Origin of the sequence: Methylobacterium pseudosasicola (assembly GCF_900114535.1) — a bacterium.
Classification (GTDB): Bacteria; Pseudomonadota; Alphaproteobacteria; order Rhizobiales; family Beijerinckiaceae; genus Methylobacterium; species Methylobacterium pseudosasicola.
In genome coordinates this window covers 117550-133435 of the sequence record NZ_FOTK01000016.1, presented here as the reverse complement: position 1 = coordinate 133435, position 15886 = coordinate 117550, and the positions used below count along the sequence as shown (strand labels likewise).

13 protein-coding genes are annotated in these 15886 nt (G+C 65.6%); 7 read left to right on the top strand and 6 right to left on the bottom strand.

Annotated features, from left to right (window positions below):
* A partial coding sequence (locus BM228_RS16815; RefSeq protein WP_139234102.1) for a transposase occupies positions 1–325 on the top strand: 325 nt, incomplete at its 5' end.
* A 30-nt stretch (positions 326–355) separates the two neighbouring features.
* On the opposite strand, the gene BM228_RS16810 is transcribed toward BM228_RS16815, so the two are convergent.
* The 5 genes from BM228_RS16810 to BM228_RS16790 all read right to left on the bottom strand — a co-directional run bounded on the left by BM228_RS16810 (position 356) and on the right by BM228_RS16790 (position 7284).
* Entirely contained in the window at positions 356–1987 is a 1632-nt protein-coding gene (locus BM228_RS16810) for an ABC transporter ATP-binding protein (RefSeq protein ID WP_092042462.1), read from the bottom strand.
* Positions 1988–2216: 229 nt separating this feature from the next.
* On the bottom strand, positions 2217–3080 hold the full coding sequence (locus BM228_RS16805; protein WP_092042461.1) for an ABC transporter permease: 864 nt from the start codon (positions 3078–3080) through the stop codon (positions 2217–2219).
* A gap of 1 nt (position 3081) precedes the next feature.
* Positions 3082–4083 (bottom strand): ABC transporter permease, encoded by a 1002-nt coding sequence (locus BM228_RS16800; protein ID WP_092042459.1) that lies wholly within the window; start codon positions 4081–4083, stop codon positions 3082–3084.
* Positions 4080–5696, bottom strand: coding sequence for an ABC transporter substrate-binding protein (locus BM228_RS16795; RefSeq protein WP_092042458.1), 1617 nt, complete (start codon positions 5694–5696; stop codon positions 4080–4082). The genes BM228_RS16800 and BM228_RS16795 overlap by 4 nt, the downstream gene beginning before the upstream one ends.
* 25 nt (positions 5697–5721) lie before the next feature.
* A complete protein-coding gene (locus tag BM228_RS16790; protein WP_244537173.1) occupies positions 5722–7284 on the bottom strand; it encodes an ABC transporter substrate-binding protein in 1563 nt (520 codons plus the stop codon).
* 619 nt (positions 7285–7903) lie between these two features.
* On the opposite strand from BM228_RS16790, the gene BM228_RS16785 reads away from it, so the two are divergent.
* The 3 genes from BM228_RS16785 to BM228_RS16775 all read left to right on the top strand — a co-directional run bounded on the left by BM228_RS16785 (position 7904) and on the right by BM228_RS16775 (position 11797).
* Positions 7904–9304, top strand: coding sequence for an LLM class flavin-dependent oxidoreductase (locus BM228_RS16785; protein ID WP_092042454.1), 1401 nt, complete (start codon positions 7904–7906; stop codon positions 9302–9304).
* Between the two features lie 25 nt (positions 9305–9329).
* Positions 9330–10124: a MetQ/NlpA family ABC transporter substrate-binding protein gene (locus BM228_RS16780; RefSeq protein ID WP_092042452.1), complete on the top strand. Its 795-nt coding sequence runs from the start codon at positions 9330–9332 to the stop codon at positions 10122–10124.
* A 287-nt stretch (positions 10125–10411) separates the two neighbouring features.
* On the top strand, positions 10412–11797 hold the full coding sequence (locus tag BM228_RS16775; protein WP_092042451.1) for a nucleobase:cation symporter-2 family protein: 1386 nt from the start codon (positions 10412–10414) through the stop codon (positions 11795–11797).
* A 34-nt stretch (positions 11798–11831) separates the two neighbouring features.
* On the opposite strand, the gene BM228_RS16770 is transcribed toward BM228_RS16775, so the two are convergent.
* Positions 11832–12479 carry a 2-hydroxychromene-2-carboxylate isomerase gene (locus BM228_RS16770; RefSeq protein ID WP_208612050.1) on the bottom strand — a complete coding sequence of 216 codons (648 nt, stop codon included), beginning with the start codon at positions 12477–12479 and terminating at the stop codon, positions 11832–11834.
* Between the two features lie 599 nt (positions 12480–13078).
* Here BM228_RS16770 and BM228_RS16765 point away from each other — a divergent pair.
* From BM228_RS16765 to BM228_RS16755, 3 genes are read left to right on the top strand one after another with little or no spacing between them, the layout of a single operon-like run.
* Entirely contained in the window at positions 13079–13807 is a 729-nt protein-coding gene (locus BM228_RS16765) for an ABC transporter ATP-binding protein (RefSeq protein ID WP_244537172.1), read from the top strand.
* Positions 13808–13820: 13 nt separating this feature from the next.
* Positions 13821–15038 (top strand): ABC transporter substrate-binding protein, encoded by a 1218-nt coding sequence (locus tag BM228_RS16760; RefSeq protein ID WP_092042446.1) that lies wholly within the window; start codon positions 13821–13823, stop codon positions 15036–15038.
* Positions 15039–15079: 41 nt separating this feature from the next.
* On the top strand, positions 15080–15877 hold the full coding sequence (locus BM228_RS16755) for an ABC transporter permease (RefSeq protein ID WP_092042478.1): 798 nt from the start codon (positions 15080–15082) through the stop codon (positions 15875–15877).
* The last annotated feature ends 9 nt before the right edge of the window (positions 15878–15886 follow it).

Sequence of the window (15886 nt, the reverse complement as noted above, 5' to 3'; positions counted from 1 at the left end):
CGATGCCATCCCACCCGTGCGCAACGGTCGGCGGGGCCGGCCGCGACACCGCCCGGACAAACTGCACGCCGACAAAGCCTACGACGCTGAACCGCGCCGACACGAGTGCCGGGCGCGTGGGATTGTACCGCGCATCGCACGCCGCGGCATCGAGAGCAGCGAGAGGCTAGGCCGGCATCGGTGGGTGGTGGAGCGCACGCACGCTTGGTTCAATCGCTTCCGTCGGCTGCCCGTGCGCTACGAGCGACGTGCAGACATCTACGAAGCCTTCACCAGCCTCGCTGCCAGCCTCATCACACTCAACCAGATCAGACGGTTCTGTTAGGCGCTCTAAGTCCAAACGCTCCGGCCGAAGTTACTCCGCCGCGGCAAAACACGTGTCGAAGTCGGGCCGGAGGAACCGACCCGGTACGGCGTCGAGGAGCGCCCGAGTGTAGGCATGCTGTGGAGCGCGGAAGAGGTCGGCTGTCGGCTGGAGTTCGACGATCCGGCCCTTCTGCATGACGGCGATGCGGTCGCACATCTGGGCCGCCACGCGCAGGTCGTGGGTCACGAACAGGATAGCGAGGCCGAGCCGTTTCTGCAGGTCCTGCAACAAGGCGAGGATTTGGGCCTGGACGGAGACGTCGAGCGCCGAGACAGGCTCGTCCGCCACGAGAACCTCCGGCTGCAGCGCGAGCGCCCGGGCGATGCCGATGCGCTGGCGCTGCCCGCCCGAGAATTCATGTGGGTAGCGCTCTGCGACTGTAGGTTGAAGACCGACCAATCCAAGCATAGTCCGGGCATCGGCGAGCGCCTTGCGTCTTGGCACGCCTTGCGCGATCGGCCCCTCCGCGATGATGTGGCCGACCCGGCGGCGCGGGTTCAGCGACGCGAACGGGTCCTGGAACACCATCTGGACGCGCCGGCGCAGCGGCTGAAATTGGCGTTGGGTCAGCTCTCGGATCGATGCGTCCCCAATGAGGATCGCGCCAGCGTCCGGTTCGATCAGCCGCATGACGCAGCGGCCGACCGTCGACTTCCCCGAGCCGGACTCGCCCACGAGCCCCAGCGTCTCGCCGCGACGGATAACGAAGGAGACGCCGTCGGCCGCCTTCACCGCACGACGGCGCAGGAAGCCGCGGCCGGGATATGTCTTCGACAAGTCATCGACTCGGAATGCCGCGGGGGCCTCTCCGAGATCCTTGGGCGCGGGTGGAACGAGCGAGGGCACCGCCGCCAGCAGCCGTTTCGTATAAGCGTCCTGCGGGTGGTGGAGCACCTGCTCGGCCGAACCCTGCTCGACGAGGATCCCGTGCTGGAGCACGGCCACTCGGTCCGCGATCTCGGAGACCACGCCGAAATCGTGCGTGATGAAAAGCACGGCAGTGTCATGCTTCTTCCGCAGCGCGTCGAGGAGCTTCAGGATCTGAGCCTGCGTGGTGACGTCGAGGGCGGTGGTCGGCTCGTCCGCGATGATCAGTTTCGGCTCAAGCGCGAGTGCCATCGCGATCATCACGCGCTGACGCTGCCCGCCCGACAACTCGTGCGGGTAGGCCCCGGCGATCGCGGCCGGATCCGGCAGCCCCACCTCGGCGATCAATTCGAGCGTGCGCGCGATACGCCGTTTGGCATCGAGCACTCGATGGGCCTGGAAGGCTTCGGCGATCTGGTCGCGAACCCGCATGACCGGATTGAGCGAAGTCATCGGTTCCTGGAAGATCGTGCCGATCTCCCGGCCACGGACATCGCGCATGGCGCGCTCGGATAGACCGAGGAGATCGCGCCCGGCGAGCCGGATCGTCCCTCCCGCGGGCCGGACGGCTTTCGGCAACAATCCGATCGTGGCAAGCGCGGTCAGGGACTTCCCGGACCCGGATTCACCGACAACGCAGAGCGTTTCGCCGGCCCCGATATGGAGCGAGAGGCTCTCGATCGCGAAGGGCCTGTCGGATCCTGTAGGCAGCGCGAGGCTCAGTGCATCGATCTCAAGGATGGGTAAGCTCATCGGTCTGCTATCCGCGGAGGTCTTCAGGGGATGCCGCGCCCGGGCTTCCGCGGCGGCGCAGAATGCCGAGACGCATCGACGTCCCGATCGGACGATGTCGGCCTTGAACAAGCTCCGGTCCCGTCGGCGATCGACCCGCGGTCCGACCATCGGCTTCGACCAAGACAATCCCTCGCCCGGACCACATCGTTGTGATCCTCATGACAGGCACCGACATCACCCAACCGACCTATCGCCGGACGTCGAGCAGGTCGTTGAGGCCATCGCCGAGCAGGTTGAGGCCGAGCACCGCAGCGACGATCGCGAGGCCCGGAAGCGTTGCGACGTACCAGTCCGTCCGAAGCACCTCGCGGCCAGCGCCTACCATGCCGCCCCAGCTGGCCACATTCGGATCACCGAGCCCGAGGAAGGCGAGGCTGGATTCGGTCAAGATCGCGCTGGCGATCAGGATGGAGGCTGAGACGATCACCGGCGCGAACGTGTTCGGCAGGATATCCAGCAGAATGATGCGGCGATGCGATGCCCCGACCGAGATCGAGGCCTGGACGAAATCGCTGTTGCGGAGCCTCAGGACCTCAGCCCTCACCAGCCGCGCGAGGCTGGGCCAAGCCGTAAGGCCGATCGCGATCACGATCGTCGGCACCGACGGTTGCAGGATCGCCACGATCGCAAGGGCGAACAGGAAGGGCGGGATCGTCTGGACGAGTTCCGTCGCGCGCATCAACGCCCAGTCGATCCGCCCGCCATAGAATCCGGCGAGCGCGCCGAAGGTAACCCCGATCGCGATCGACACCAGCGTCGCCACCAACCCGATCAGCAGCGAGACGCGCGCGCCGTGCAGGATGCCGGCGGCGATGTCACGCCCGAGCATGTCGGTGCCAAGCGGATAGGCAGGATCCGTCCCGGGCCAGATGAAGGGAGACGCCGCCATGTCGAGCGGATCGCCCGGGTAGAGGGCAGGCGCGGCGGCCGCGCCGACCAGGATTAGTGCCAGGATGATGCCGCCCGTCAGCGCCGAGCTGTTAACGCGCAGCCGCATCCCTTCGCGAGCGCGCCTCACCTTCGCGACGGGCAACGAGGTGAGTGTCCCCATCTCAGCTGATCTCCACTCGTGGGTCGAGGAAGCCATAGGCGAGGTCGACCGCGATGTTCACGACGACCACCAGGATCGAGCTGGCGAGCAGGATACCGAGAAGCAAGTTGAGGTCGCGCTGAAACAGAGCCTCGAACGCGAGCCGACCGAGGCCGGGCCACGAGAACACCGTCTCGACCAGGATCGCCCCGCCCAAGATTGAGCCGAGTTGCATCCCGAGCATCGTGACGATCGGCAGGAGCGCGTTGCGGAGCACGTGCCGGACCGCGATGCGACCCGGCGCAACCCCTTTCGCGACGGCCGTGCGGACAAAATCCTGTCCGTAAATCTGAAGCATCGAGGCGCGCGTCAGGCGCGTGTAGATGGCGAGGTGGAATAGGCCGAGGGTCACGGCCGGAAGCACCAAGTGCCGGCCGACATCGAGGGCGTAGGCGGTGCCCTGATATCCTGCCTCGATCGTCGCCATGCCGCCGACGGGCAGCCAATCGAGCCAGACGGAGAAGATGACGATCAGCACGACGCCAATCCAGAAGACGGGGGTCGCGTAGAAGAGGAGCGCGATGACCGAAATGATCGTGTCCGTCAGGTGACCGGCGCGCCGGGCCGCGAGGAAGCCGAGCGCGGCGCCTGCAACCAGCGCGAAGGTGATGCTGGCCGCCATCAGCAGGGCCGTCGCGGGCAGGCGGTCGAGGATCAGCCGGGAAACAGGCAGGCCCTGCCGGAAGGAATAGCCGAGGTTCAGCGTCAGGACGTTTCCGAGATACTTCCCGAACTGGATATAGAGCGGCTGATCGAGCCCGAATTGCTCGCGCAAAGCCGCCATGAATTCAGGCGTCGCAGCGCCGGCCTCCCCGGCCATAACCTCCGCGGCGTCCCCTGGAGCCAAGTGCAGCAGGAAAAAGTTCACCGTGGCGATCCCGATCACGATGAACGCGATCTGCGCCAGACGACGCGCCCAGCGTACACCCGGTGCAAGCCTTTGGATGAGCCCGACCGCGCTCATTGGCTCTTCGCCGGTTCGTCAAGCCACGCCTCCGTAAGCGGACCGAAGATCTGATCCCCGCGCGTCACCGCGTTCCGCAGCTTGGCGGCGTAAACGTTGAAGAATTTTAACTCGACGAGCGGCAGGGTAGGCAACTCGGTCTGTGCGATCACCTGGAACCGCTTCCAGGCCGCGATACGCTTCGCAGGGTCTGGCTCAGTTGCCGCGGCCTTGAAGATCGCATCCGTTTCCGCATTGCGGAACCCGGACCCGTTGGACCAGGGGATATTCCGGCCCACGAATTCCGACGTGTAGAGCCGCGTCACGCCGATCTGAGGGTCAGGGAAGGTCGAAGACCAAGAGCTTGCAAGTTGGAAATCCCGGTCCCCATAGACGCGCCGGGTGAAGGCGGCCGTGTCCTGGCCACGAAGGGTGACCTCGATCCCGATGCGTTTCAACGCGGCCTTCACGAATTCGCCCGTCCGTCGATAATCCTCGCCGTAAGGCAGATAATCATGTGTGATCGTGAAGCGGATGCCGTCCGGACCCCGCTTCAGGCCGGCCTCGTCAAGCAAGGCCTCGGCCCGCTTCGGATCGAACGGATAGAGCGGCACGTCGGGGTTGTGGAACGCTTTCAGGCTCGAGGGGATGGGCGAAACCGCCGCCTTGCCGAATCCGAACCAGACGACCTTGATCAGTGCGTCCTTGTCGATCGCGTGAGCGACCGCGCGGCGCACGCGGGTATCCTTGAAGGGCTCGGAATTGACGTTGAAGTCCAGGTAGAGCCACGACGTCAGCCAATCGTAGCCCTCCGTTCCCACCTTGATGGTCGGAAGCTTCGCCAGACGCTCCGCGTCCCTGAGCGGGATCGGGCTGAGCGGCGCATAGTGGATCTCGCCCTTCTCGAGCGTGGCAGCGCGGGCAGCACCGTCTGGGATGACCCTGAACACGATCCTGTCGAGGTATGGCTTTCCCACGTCCCAGTAATGCGGATTGCGTTCGAGCAGGATGTGGCTGCCCTTCACCCATTCCTTGAACACGAACGGGCCGGTCCCGACCGGCTTCAGGTTGTAGGGATTGGTGAGGACATTCGTCCCCTCATAGAGGTGTTTCGGCAGGATCTGCGCGCCGTTGCCGTTCAGCATGCTGAACAGGGCGATGGACGGCTCCGTCAGATGGAAGATGACCGTGTGCGAGTCGGGCGTGTCGGCACGGGCGATGTTCCGGAATAGCGCGGGGTTGCGGGGGTTCAGCGGCTTCCAGACGTTTTCGAGCGACCACGCGACATCCGCGGATGTGAAGGGTTGGCCATCATGCCACGTCACCCCTTCGCGCAGGTGAAACGTGATCGTGCGGCTGTCGGGGCTGATTTCCCAGCGCGTCGCAAGTTCCGGTTGCGGCTTCAGATCGCGGTCATACTTGACCAGCCCATCGAAGATATTGCCGCCCACGATCCCGGTAGGTGCGGCGGCGAGAACGGCAGCCGTGAGCGAGACCGGTTCAGGCTGGATGATCGCGTTGAGCGTGCCTCCGCGGCGCGGCTCTTCGCTGGCATGACCGGGGCGCCGAAGTCCGGCGGCGAAGACGAGGGTGGACAAGGCCACCGCCGATCCGAAGCTGCGTCGGGAGATCATGGCTGAGTCCGGGCTCCGGTCCTCATCAGTTGGAGCGTGGTTCGATCGTGAAGTCCCGGAACGATCCGTAGACTTGGTCTCCCGTGATCGGGTGACGGAGATTGGACGCTTCCACCGTGAAGAACCGGAGTTCGAGGAGCGGCAAGGTTGGCAGATCCTCCATCACAGTCCGCTGGAATTGCTTGAACAACGCCACGCGTTTCGCCCCATCGGGCTCGCCCTGGACATCCGAAATGATCGTGTCGATCGCGGCATTGCGGTAACCCGAGGCATTCGTCCACGGGATGTTCTTGCCGATAGCTTGCGACCAGTAGGCCCGCGTGACGCCGACCTGAGGATCGGCGAAGGCCGCAAACCACGTGATCGCGATGTCGAAGTCGCGGTCGCCGTAGAGGCGGCGCGTGTAGGCGGCCGTGTCCTGGCTGCGCACGTTGACCTCGACCCCGATCCGCTTCAGCGAGGCCTTGATGAACTCGCCCGTGCGTTTGAAATCGTCGCCGTAGGGTATGTAGTCGAGGTTGAGGCTGAACCGACTCCCATCGGAGCCGCGCTTGAACCCGGCCTCATCCAGCAGGGCTTCGGCCCGTTTCGGGTCCAGCGGGTATTTCGGTACGGTGGCATCGTGGAACTCGGGAAGCGTGGACGGTATCGGGCTCGTGGCCGGGATGGCAAACCCGTACCAGACCACCTTCGCCAAGGCCGAGAGATCGATCGCCTGGGCCAGTGCCCGGCGCACCCTGACGTCCTTCAGATAAGGCCGGTCGACGTTGAAGTCGGCGAAGAGGAAGGGTGACAGCCATTCGTAACCGCGGGTCTCCACACGCAGGTTCGGGCGCTTGGACAGACGCTCGGCATCCCGCAGCGGCACCGGGCTGAGTGCCGCATACTGCACCTCGCCCTTCTCGAAGGCGGCCGAGCGCGCGGCGGCGTCGGGGATGATCTTGAAGATCACGCGGTCCAGCGCCGGCTTCGCCTTGTCCCAGTAATTTGGGTTCCGCTCCAGGGTGATGTGGCTACCCTTCACCCATTCCTTGAAGACAAATGCGCCCGTTCCCACTGGCTTGTTGTTGTACGGGTTGTTGAGGATGTCCGTCCCCTCGTAGAGGTGCTTCGGCAGGATTTGGGCGCCGTTGCTATTGACGGTGCTGAGGATTGCCACCGACGGCTCGCTGAGGCGCAGAACCGCCGTCCACGCGTCCGGCGTATCGACCCGTATCACTTTCGCGAAGGTCACCTGATTGCGGGGATGGATCTTCTGCCAGACGTTCTCGAGCGTCCACTTCACATCCGCCGCAGTGAACGGCACGCCGTCGTGCCACGTCGCCCCGTGCCTGAGATGGAAGGTGATCGAAAGCCCGTCTGGCGCGACCTCCCAGCTTTCAGCCAGTCCGGGTTTCGGCTTCAGGTCCGTTCCGTAATCCACGAGTCCGTCGAAGATCGACCCACTCACCACCCCTGTCGGTGCGGCAGAATTTAGCGCGGCCGATAGACTAACCGGCTCCGGTTGGACGATCGCGGTCAGCGTCTCCCCGCCGCCTTGGGCATAGGCCGGATACGAGTCGATCAACAAGCTTGCAGCGAGGATCAACCCTCTCGTCCAAACGCGACCCATAGGGAAGTCAAATCTCCGCTTCGTGTTTATCGCTGCGCGTGCTCTGCGGCATCACAGTCATTAGCTGCAAATCACGTAGCCCAGTCAACTATGAATGAAGGATACATCCCAACAATCTCGCACAAATGTGTTTTTAATTCTGAAATTTTGGTACAAAAGAACAATAAATTTACATACGACCGGCCAATCAAGAACAAATATCTCTCCCGCTCTGAGGATGGTCGGCTTGGATGATTCGTTTGGATTTCCGGCAACCGCTCAGATGCGAGGCGTCCGCTGCAGAAGCTCCAAGCGCGTCGAAAAGGTTTTGACAAAACGCCCACCGCGTCCGTCGTGAGGCGAGGACCGTGAGATCGGGCGTTTGATGCGATGCGCCTATCCCCCTAGTACCCACCGCCTTTCCCGCGGGTGCTGAGATGAAGCTCGTCGTTTAAAAGCTTTATCTTTCAAGCAGGAAATTCCATCGGATTTTTTCTTCGAATACATTTTCTGGCGGAACAAATTTCTTATTGACGACGGCAGAACTCCACATATCTTTCGTCTGCGACTGTGAACTCACAAGCCGCATTCGACGATGCCTCGTCAAAGGTCATTCATGCCCGCACGCCGCGAAGTTCGGCTGAACGCCTTCCAGATGGCCTCGCCGGGCCATACCTGGGCGGGTCTTTGGCGGCACCCGCGGGACACGACGGCGGCCTATAACACGCTGGATTACTGGACCGCGCTCGCCCGCACCGCTGAACGAGGATTGTTCGATGGCGTGTTCCTTGCCGACGTGATCGGCCAGTACGATGTCTACGGCGGCAATGCCGATGCTGCGTTGGCCCGGGCGGCCCAGGCGCCGAGCCTCGACCCGTTCCTGGTGGTGCCGACCATGGCGGCGGCCACGCGCCATCTCGGGTTCGGGGTGACCGCGAACCTCACCTACGAGCATCCCTATACATTCGCGCGGCGGATCACCACGCTCGATCACCTCACCGGGGGGCGGGTCGGCTGGAACATCGTCACCGGCTACCTGGAGAGCGGGGCACGGGGCATGGGGCTGTCCGAAGCACGCGCCCACGACGTCCGCTACGAGGCCGGCGAAGACTTTCTGGAGGCTGCCTACAAGCTGTGGGAAGGCAGTTGGGAGGATGGGGCCGTACAGCGCGACCGCGCGGGCGGCGTGTTCACCGATCCCGGGAAGGTCCACAGCATCCATCACGATGGGCCGTATTATCGGGTCGATGGCCGCCATCTCGGGGAGCCCTCGCCACAGCGCACGCCGGTGCTCTATCAGGCAGGGACCTCCTCACGCGGGAAGCTGTTCGCCGCACGGCATGCCGAGGCGATCTTCCTGAACGGCCATACCCCCGCGTTAGCGGGCAAGGCGGTGCGCTCCATCCGCGAGGCGGCGCGAGCGGCCGGGCGTGACCCCTACGACATCCGCATGTTCCTTGGCGCCACGGTGATCGTCGCCCCGACCCGCGCCGAAGCCCTCGATCTGCGCGACGAATACGCCCGCTACGTCGATGCCGAGGGCCAGTTCGCCCTGGTCTCGGGCTGGACCGGCATCGACCTCGCCGGCCTGAAGCCGGACGAACCGCTGGCCTACCAGGAGACCAACGCCATGCGCTCGCTGGTAGAGAACCTGACGCAGCCGGGCGAACGCCCCTTCACGCTCGCCGACTTCGCGGAATTCGGGCCGCGGGGTGCCCGGGCGCCCTTCATCGTTGGCTCACCCTCCGAGGTCGCCGACGCGTTGCTCGCTTGGGCGGAACAGGCCGACGTCGACGGCTTCAATCTCACTCGCGCCGTGGCGCCTGAGACGATCGAGGCCTTCGTCGATCTCGTGGTGCCGGAGTTGCAGTCCCGCGGCGTCTACAAGACGCGCTATGCCGAGGGTGTCCTGCGGGAGAAGCTCTTCCCGGGCACGGGCCCCCTCCTGAAGGACAGCCACCCGGGGGCCGCATTCCGCGTCGGCCGGCCCCCGCATGCCCTGCGCGCCGCATCGTAAACCCTCTTGCCTCGGACGCCAGCCGATGTACCCGTTTCCTGACCGTCGCGTCCTGCTCGGGCTCGGTGCGGCCTTCCTCATCGTCGGCCCCGCCTCCGCAGAGAAACCGCTACGCGTCGGCACGACCGCCGGCCCGGTCGGCCAGATCCTGGCCTTCGCCGCCGATATCGCGCGGAAGGGCGGCCAATCGGTCGAGATCGTGGAATTCACGGATTGGGTGACGCCGAACGAGGCGGTCGCCGACGGCGACCTCGACGCCAACCTGTTCCAGCACGTTCCCTTCCTGCAGGCCGCGATCAAGGCGCGCGGCTACCGCCTCGTCCCTGTCGAAGGCGCCTTCGTGCTGCCGGTCGGGCTGTTCTCGAAGAAGGTGACGCAGATCGATGCGGTCCCCGAAGGCGCCAGGGTCGCCATCGCCAACGACCCCGTGAACGCGGCCCGCGGCCTACGCCTGCTGCAGACGGCAGGCCTCCTCAAGCTGACGCCGGGTGCGGGGGACGACGCCTCCGTGGCCGACATCGTGGAGAATCCGAAGCGCCTGCGGATCCTAGAACTGGACGCGGCGCAATTGCCCCGTGCCCTCGACGACGTTGCTCTGGCCCAGGTGAGCTTCACGTATCTGTTCGCAGCGGGAGGGAATCCTCGGACGGCGCTGATCTCGGACGGCCAAGGCGACCGGCATTACACGCTGAGCTTCGTGTCCCGGCCGGAGAACCGGGACGACCCACGCCTGAAGGCATTCATTGTCGCGGTCCGATCGCCTGAGGTGAAGGCCTACGTCGAGAAAACCTTCAGCGGCTTCCTCGAACCGGTTTGGTAGCTGACTCATCGACCGAGCTTGCCAGGCGCCGAACGAGGAGCCAGTCCCGACCGCGCCTCGATAGCGGCAGCGACAAGCCGAACGACCGCGCGGACGCCGATCATCGACTCAGTGGCCGAGCGAATCCGGATGATTCGGAAGGAACTATGTTCGGCCGCCTCGGTAACGCCGCCATCCGCGGCCCCCGCACCCCGAAGGCCGTGCGCCAGACCTGTGCCAGGCTAGAAGCCAGACGCAAGACTGAGGACGACACGCCGTATTTTCGCGCCTGATACCGGTAGAAATTCATGGACGGCCTCTCAGCCCCCGCAGTCCCCACGACAGCGCCGCAGCCTTCAACGCGTCCTGACACGGGACGACATGCGAAGGACGAGGTCGACGCCGTCCTGCCGGCGCATCGGCTCCTGGCGCTTGGGCTTCAGCACGTGCTGTTGATGTACGCCAACGCGATCGCGGTACCCCTGATCATCGGCGGCGCGCTGAAGATGCCGAAGGATCAGATTGCGCTCCTGATCAACGCCGATCTGTTCGCCTGCGGGATCGCCACGCTGATCCAGACGATCGGGCTGGGCCCGTTCGGGATCCGTCTCCCGGTGATCATGGGTGTCACGGCGATCGCGATCCAGCCGATGCTCGCCATGGCGGCGATGCCGGGCGTCGGGCTCGACGGCATTTACGGCGCCGTCATTGCGGGCGGTGTCTACGGGCTGCTGGTCGTGCCCGTCGTCGGTCAGGTGATGCGCTTCTTCCCGCCGGTCGTCACCGGCACGATCCTGACGATGATCGGCATCGCTCTCACGCGCGTCGCCGTCGGTTGGGCCGGCGGCGGCGCGGGAGCCGCCGATTTCGGGGCGCCCGGCACCGTCGCGGTCGCCGCGAGCGTGCTCACCGCGGTCCTGCTCCTGGCCCGGTTCGGTCCCGGATTCGTGGCGAACATCTCAGTGCTCCTCGGGATCACCCTCGGCTACGGCGTGACCCTCGCCCTGGGCTGGACGCGCTTCGATGGGATCGGCACGGAGCCGTGGCTGCGGGTCGTGCTGCCGCTGCAATTCGGCACCCCGAGCTTCCACCTCGTTCCCTGCCTGATCATGTGCCTCGTGATGACCATCGTCTTCATCGAGGCGACCGGGATGTTCCTTGCCCTCTCGGTCATGACGGGGCGCCCGGTCGGCACCGAAGACATCCGGCGCGGCCTGCGGGCCGACGCGCTCGGGACGCTGATCGGCGGCCTGTTCAACACGTTTCCCTACCTGTCCTACTCGCAGAATGTCGGTCTCGTCGGCCTTACCGGCGTGCACAGCCGCTGGGTCTGCGCGAGCGCTGGCGGGATCATGCTGCTACTCGGCCTCGTCCCGAAGATCGCCTTCGTGGCCGCCTCGATTCCGCAGCCGGTTCTCGGCGGAGCCTCCCTGGTGATGTTCGGCATGGTCGCGGCGACCGGCATCCGCATCCTCGCACAGGTCGACTACGCGCGGCCGGGCAGCCGCGACGCCCTGGTTATCGCCGTGTCTCTCGGCCTCGGCTTAATCCCGATCGTGCAGCCGGCCTTTTTCCGGGCCGTGCCCGAAGCCCTGCAGCCGATTGTGAAGGATCCGATTCTGCTCACCGCGATCGCGGCGATCGCCCTCAACGCGCTGCTGGGCTCCACCGGGACCGGGCCGCGATCGGATTAAGCCCGATCTGCAGGCCGGTGGACGCGGGCGGCCGTCAAGCCGGCGCGGACAGATCCGGCAGCGTGATCGCCGCGCCGTCCCCGCGGATCGCCGCCTCGAGCAGATCCAGCCGATCCTGCCCCCAGAACGGTTCGTCGCGGTAGAAGTAGAACGGGGCGCCGAACACCTGTCGCCCAATGGCCTCCCGGGTCAGATCGACCTCGCGCTCGCGCAGATCCTGAGCTTCGGCCCGAAGCAGCAGACGACCGCCGTCCAGGCCGCTCTCCTCAGCCAAGCGCCGGACGGTGTCGGGGTTGCCGATGTCGCGCTCGTCGGCCCAGACCGCCTTCAGCCCGGCATGGACGTAGGCCGCGACATCGCTCCCTTCGTCGAGCGCCGCCAGCAGCACGCGGTGGGCTAGTGAGGGATCGGCCGGGTAGTATTTCGGATGCAGAACCAGCGGGATATCCCGGATCTGACGCCAGCGCTGCATCTCGACGAGCCGGTAGGCTTGGCGCTGCAGAGGGCGTTCCCTGACAGGCTTCCCGCCACCCGCCGCGAAGACAGCAAACAGGTCGACGGGCTTGTACAGGACGTGCACGCCGGTGCGATCTACGAGGTCGCGGAAGGCAAGGCTCCCGACGTAGGACCACAAAGACAGGAAGCTGAAATAGTACGTGATGGTGCGCTCGGTAGAAGCCATAGCGGATAACCCGGAGCAGGAGCCTTCGCCTGCATCGAGCATAGCATTTCGACTTCATCAATAGCGGCCGGCTGGACGCGGCAGCGACCACTGACAGATTCGGACAGCATGCCCGACTCCCGGGGGGCAGGTCTGCCCCTTGGATCGCCTCGGTCTGCTAAAACCATCTAACCAGCTTCAGAAAACCGGCGTTGCCGGGATGCGCGCCGACTTGCGACGGCTTCGTCACCGATCCCCTGGCGGCAGTTCGAAGCTCGCTCGGGGGCTCAGAATGGCAACGCAGTTCCAGATCTACGGGGTAGCCCGTCGTGGATGCCCGAGATGACGCTCGGCCTCACGACGAGTGCTCGTCCCGCCGACAGTCGGGACTCGAACGGATCGAAGTTTTCGAGCTCACATCCGTCGATTGAGATAAAAGGTTATCGCCCAACCCGGAGGTCCAAGAATTTTATCACGTTAGAGATACGAAAGTTAGAAAATCGGTTTATTGCGAGGGCGCAGCATGTGGTGCATCAATTCGTGTGTAGCGAGTCAGAAGCATCTGCTCCTCCACAGAGAGGCGCGGCTACAGGCATGCCTTCAGCCGCGATGGAGTTACCGTGTCCGCGCCGCAGATCAGTCTCGAAGACGTCGGCTTACGACACGGGGCACACGCCGTCCTGCGGGGCATTAATCTGCAGATTGCCGCCGGATCGCGTGTTGGAATCCTGGGCTCTTCCGGTGTCGGCAAATCGACACTCTTGCAGATCATCGCTGGGCTGGTCCCCCCCACTTCCGGCGCAGTCCGGATCGACGGTGCGCCGACGGACGGAGCGGTCGCGGCTGCGACGATGATGTTTCAACGCCCCGCCCTCCTGCCCTGGGCGAGCGTGCTCGACAACGTGCTGCTGCCCGCCCGCCTGGCCGGCCGGGTCGGACAAAGCCGCGGTGGTGCCCGGGCGGATGCGCTACGGCTTCTGCAGGAGGTCGGGCTCAGTGAGCGCGCCGAGGCGCGGCCGCACCAGCTCTCCGGTGGCCAGCAGCAGCGGGTCGCCCTCGCCCGGGCGCTGGCCAGCGAACCGCGCATCCTGCTCCTCGACGAGCCGTTCTCCGCGCTGGATCCCGAGATGCGCGGCGGCCTGCGGGCCGAAGTCGGCCGTCTCGCGCGCAAGCGCGAACTCACGCTCGTCGTCGTTACGCACGACCTTGCCGACGTGGCGGCGCTCGCCGAACGCGCTGTGATCCTTGGCGGCCGGCCAGCAGGGATCGTGGAAGACTTCATCCTCGGCTCCGACGCCGAAGCCGAGCTGCGGGAAGGTTTTGGCCGTCTCGATCGCCGCGCCGCCTAACCGGACCACACCCATGAGCGCTCCCGACGATTTGTCCGACCTCTGGACACATGAGTGGACGCGCGCCGACTGGACGCGCCGAAACACCCTCGATGCGCTGGCGCGGGGCGGCCTCGCTGCGCTGCTCGGTGGGACGGTCTCAAGCCGCGCTGCCCACGCGGCCGACGACGAGACCGTCCGCATCGGCTACCTGCCGATCACGGATGCGACGGCGCTCCTCGTCGCCCACGCCCAGGGCTACTTCGAGGAAGCCGGGCTGAAGGTCGCCGAGCCGGTTCCGGTGCGCTCCTGGTCGGCTCTGGTCGAGGGGTTTGCGGCCGGCAAGTTCAACCTCGCCCATCTGCTGAAGCCTATCCCGATCTGGATGCGGTACAACAACAAGTTCCCGGTCAAGGTGCTCGCATGGGCCCATACCAACGGCTCCGGCATCGTCGTCGGCGGCAAAAGCGGGATCAACGACTTCAAGGATCTCGCGGGCAAGCGGGTCGCGGTGCCGTACTGGTATTCGATGCACAACGTCGTGCTGCAGTATGCCCTGCGCCAATCGGGCGTCACGCCGGTGATCCGCGGCGAGGTCGGCGCCGGCGAGTGCGCCATTCAGATCCTGCCCCCACCCGAAATGCCGCCCGCGCTCGCGGCGGGCAAGATCGACGGCTATATCGTGGCCGAGCCGTTCAATGCGCTGGGCGAAATCAAGGCTGGCGCCCGGATGCTGCGCTTCACCGGCGACATCTGGAAGAACCATCCCTGCTGCGTCGTCGTCGCTCACGAGCGCACGACCGTCGAGCGTCCTGACTGGACAGGAAAGGTGGTCGACGCGGTGGTGCGGGCGCAGATCCACGCACGCGCCAATAAGGCGGCCGTGGCACGGCTGATCTCGAAGGACGGTCGCGGCTACCTGCCCATGCCGGCCGATGTGGTGGTGAAGGCCGTGACCGACTACGGCCCGGCCTATGCCGAGAGCGGCGCGATCCGCCATCCCGACTGGGCCGCAAGCCGTATCGACTTCCAGCCCTGGCCTTATCCGTCGGCGACGAAGCTGATCGTCGAAGCGATGGGACGGACGGTGGTCGAGGGCGATGCGACCTTCCTCAAGGGCCTGGATCCCGATTTCGTCGCCCGCGACCTCGTGGACGACCGCTTCGTGCTGGCTTCGCTGAAGCGCTACCCGGAGGGACTGCCGGCTGAATCCGCCGATCCCTACACGCGCACCGAAGTGTTGACGCTGTGACCGTGGGCGCGACCGAGGCGGTCCTGCCGACATCGGCGGCCATGCCCGCCGAGGCACCTCAACGGCTGCAGGGCCGGGGACTGTCGTGGCAGCTCGCGCCGCTGGCCGGCCTCGCCCTACTTTTTGCCCTCTGGTTCGGTGCAGGACTGCTCCTGGCCCGCAACCCCGCCTACGCAGCGTTCACAGGCTTTGCACCGGAATCGGCGCTCTTCGCCTTCACCGAGCTGGTCCGTTCGGGCGAAGCGTGGCGCGCCGCGGCGCCGAGTCTCTCTCGGATCGGTCAGGGCCTGCTATACGCGTTCCTGACGGGCGCTCCTCTCGGCCTCCTCGTCGGCAGTCTGCCCTGGATCGAGCGCGCCCTTCAGCCGCCTTTCCAGCTCCTGCGCATGATATCACCCCTCGCCTGGATGCCGGTCGCGGTGCTGAGCTTCCCGAGCTGGGACGGCGCCATCGTGTTTCTGATCGCGGCGGCTGCGGTCTGGCCGATTCTGTTCTCGACCGCGGCAGGCGTGAAGCGGATCGATCCGGTCTGGCTGACGCTCGCCCGTAACCTCGGGGGAGGGCCGCTCGGAACGTTGCAGTTCGTCGTGATCCCGGCCGTGCTCCAGGACATCCTCACGGGCCTTCGCCTGGCGCTCGGCGTCGCCTGGATCGTGCTGGTTCCCGCTGAGTATCTCGGGGTCACCAGCGGTCTCGGATACGCCATCAACGACGCGCGCGACACGCTCTCGTACGATCGGCTCACCGCCCTTGTCCTGCTGATCGGGCTGATCGGCTACGCCCTCGATGCCGCGCTCGGCCGCCTTGCGGCGCGGGCGCGTTGGATCCCCGCCACCTGAGGAGAACGC